The organism is Curtobacterium sp. B18 (assembly GCF_000333375.1).
Taxonomy (GTDB): Bacteria; Actinomycetota; Actinomycetes; order Actinomycetales; family Microbacteriaceae; genus Curtobacterium.
The window spans coordinates 1-3,124 of the sequence record NZ_BACZ01000224.1 but is presented as its reverse complement, the minus strand read 5'-3'; the positions used below and the strand labels follow the sequence as shown (position 1 = coordinate 3,124).

The 3,124-nt window shown below is 73.2% G+C and carries 3 protein-coding genes; all 3 read left to right on the top strand.

Translation table 11 applies throughout. From position 1 onward, the window contains the following. The coding region (gene rfbD / locus I5E_RS21305) for a dTDP-4-dehydrorhamnose reductase (RefSeq protein ID WP_022906194.1) at window positions 1-672 on the top strand (672 nt) is incomplete at its 5' end. Continuing rightward, window positions 669-1,694 (top strand): NAD-dependent epimerase/dehydratase family protein, encoded by a 1,026-nt coding sequence (locus tag I5E_RS05990; protein WP_022906193.1) that lies wholly within the window; start codon window positions 669-671, stop codon window positions 1,692-1,694. The genes rfbD and I5E_RS05990, both read left to right, overlap by 4 nt. 59 nt (window positions 1,695-1,753) lie before the next feature. Continuing rightward, window positions 1,754-3,124, top strand: a 1,371-nt coding sequence (locus I5E_RS05985) for an acyltransferase family protein (RefSeq protein ID WP_022906192.1), incomplete at its 3' end; no start/stop codon positions are given.

Sequence of the window (3,124 nt, the reverse complement as noted above, 5' to 3'; positions counted from 1 at the left end):
GTCGACGACGCCGAGACGCACGAGTCCGACGCCCGCGCGGTGAACGCCACGGGGCCGGCGCTCCTCGCCGAGGCGGCCGTCCGGCACGGCGCGAAGCTCGTGACGGTCTCGACCGACTACGTCTTCGACGGCAACGGCACCGCGCCCTACGCCGAGGACGCCCCGACCGACCCGCTGAACGCGTACGGCCGCACCAAGGCCGAGGGCGAGGCGCACGTGCTCCGGATCGCCCCGGACTCGTCGTACGTCGTGCGGACCGCGTGGATCTACGGTGCCCACGGGCCGAACTTCGCCGCGACGATGCTCCGGCTCGCCCGGACGCACGACACGGTGTCCGTCGTGACCGACCAGGTCGGGCAGCCGACGTGGACCGGTGACCTCGCCCGACGCATCGTCGAGCTCGTCGACACCGACGCCCCGGCCGGGATCTACCACGGCACGAACTCGGGCCAGGGCTCCTGGTACGACTTCACGAAGGCGATCTTCGCCGAGAACGGGCTCGACCCGGAGCGGGTCCTGCCGACCGACAGCGCCGCGTTCGTCCGGCCCGCGCCGCGTCCGGCCTACAGCGTGCTCGGCCACGACGGCTGGTCCCGTGCTGGCCTGGCACCGATGCGCGACTGGCGCGAGGCGCTGCACGCTGCGACCGCCGCCGGGGTCTTCACAGCGTGACGGTCTCGTCGACCCCCGCGACGCTCGTCGTCGGTTCCGGCGGGTTCCTCGGCCGCGCGGTCCGTCGTGCCGCCGCTGCCACGCCGGGGGCGGACGTCCGTGCGGCGTCGGTCCCCTGGGACGACCAGGACGCCGCGGTCGAGGCGCTCGTCGAGGCGATCCGCGGTGTCCGCACCCCGGACGCCGGGTGGCGAGTCGTCTGGTGCGCCGGGACGGGCGTGGTCGCGACGGGTGCCGAGGTCTTCGAGGCCGAGCAGCAGCTCATCGCCCGGGTCCTCGAGACCGTCGAGGGCGACGACGCCGCTCCCGGGACGCTCTTCTTCGCGTCCTCGGCCGGGGCGGTCTACGCCGGTTCGTCGCCGGCACCGTTCGACGAGGACTCCGAGACGGCCCCGCTCGCACCGTACGGCCGGGCGAAGCTCGCGGCAGAGGCACGGTTCCGGACCTGGGCCGCGTCGACGGGGGCGCGACTGGTGGTCGGACGCTTCTCGAACCTGTACGGGCCGGGTGCGAACCTCGGCAAGGCGCAGGGGCTGGTGTCCCAGCTCGCGCTCGCGCACCTCGAGGGCCGACCGTCGTCGATCTACGTCCCGACCGAGACCACGCGCGACTACCTCTACATCGACGACGCCGCCGCGATGGTGCTCGACGCGATGGACGCGGTCGAGACGCCCGACCACGCGGCCACCGGCGACACCCACGGCGCGCGCGACAACGGCGGCGCGAGCGACACCGGCGGCGCGCGCGACACCGGTGGCGCGAGCGGCACCGCCGGCACCACCGTCACGAAGATCTTCGCCTCCGGTCGCAGCGCCACGATCTCCGAGGTCGTCGCCGCGGTCGAGGACGCGTTCGGCGAGCCCCTCGACGTCCGGCACGGTGCCGACCCGTCGGCGACGTTCCAGGGGCTCGACCTCCGGTTCGCCTCGCGTGTCCTGCCGAGCGTCGACGCGCGGGAGTTCACCGACTTCGGCCAGGGCGTCCGCAACACGGTCGACGCCCTCCGCGCGGCCCGGGCCTGAGCGTTCGAGAAGCCGAGTCGGATTCCGAGGATCCCACGGGAACTCGTAGGATGCCGTCAGTGAGCACTGCAACCGAGGATCTCCGCGGTCCCGCACACCGTGCCCGGGACACCACGCGCTGGGACATCCAGGGGCTCCGTGCCTTCGCCGTCCTCGCCGTCGTCGTCTACCACCTCTGGCCGAACCGGCTGCACGGCGGGTTCGTCGGCGTCGACGTCTTCTTCGTCATCTCCGGCTACCTGATCACCGGCCACCTCCTGCGCGAGCAGCGCTCCACCGGTCGGATCCGGCTCGGGCAGTTCTGGTCCCGCCGGGCAAAGCGCCTGCTGCCCGGTGCGTTCCTGACGATCCTCGCGACCGGCGCCGCGGTGCTGCTGGTCGTCCCGAGCGCACTGTGGTCGCAGTACGGTCGCGAGTTGATCGCCTCGACGGTCTACGCCCAGAACTGGGAACTCGCGGCGAGCTCGGTCGACTACCTCGACGCCGACAACCAGGCCTCGCCCTTCCAGCACTTCTGGTCGCTGTCGGTCGAGGAGCAGTTCTACATCGCGCTGCCGCTGCTGCTGCTCCTGCTCGCCCTCGTCGTCCGGAAGCGGATCTCCCCCGTCACGACGGCACGCGTCCTGCTCGGCACGGTCGTGGCGGCCTCGCTGGTGTGGTGCATCGTCCAGACGGCCACCAACCCGGGCGTCGCGTACTTCTCGACCGCCACGCGTGCGTGGGAGTTCGCCCTCGGTGGGCTCGCCGCGACCGTCGTGCTCCCGACGCCGCGCACGGCCGTGGCCCGGCGTGTCCGGTCAGGTGCCGCGGTCCTCGGCGCCCTCGCACTCCTCGCCGCCCTCGTGGTGATCACGCCGGCGACGCCGTTCCCCGGCATCGCCGCGGCCCTGCCGGTCGTCGGCGCGGCGCTCGTGGTGACCTTCGGTGCGGGCACACTCCTCGAGACGCTCGGCGCGATCCGCCCGATCGCCTTCGTCGGCCGCATCTCGTACTCGCTGTACCTGTGGCACTGGCCGCTCGTCGTCATCGTGCCGATCTGGCTCGACCACCCGCTCGGCTGGAAGAGCAAGGTCGCGGTCCTCGCGCTCTCCCTCGTCCTCGCGGCCGTCACGACCGTCTGGTTCGAGGAGCCGCTCCGGTTCTCCGGGTGGGTCCGGTCGCTGCGCCCGCGTCGCGTGGCGGTCCTCGGCGTCGTGTGCACGGTCGTCGTGGCCGCGCTCGGTGTGTCGACGCTGACCGCGGTGCACGTGCAGGAGGTGCAGGCGGCGACCTTCACGAGGCAGCTCGAGGACGGCGACGCGCCGTGCTTCGGTGCGGCGGCGGAGATCAGCGCCGCGAAGCCCTGCGTGGACCCGCGCCTCGCCGACGTCCGCGTGCCCGCTCCGTCCGCCGCGAAGGAGGACGACCCGAACCCCTCGCCCGACGAGCCG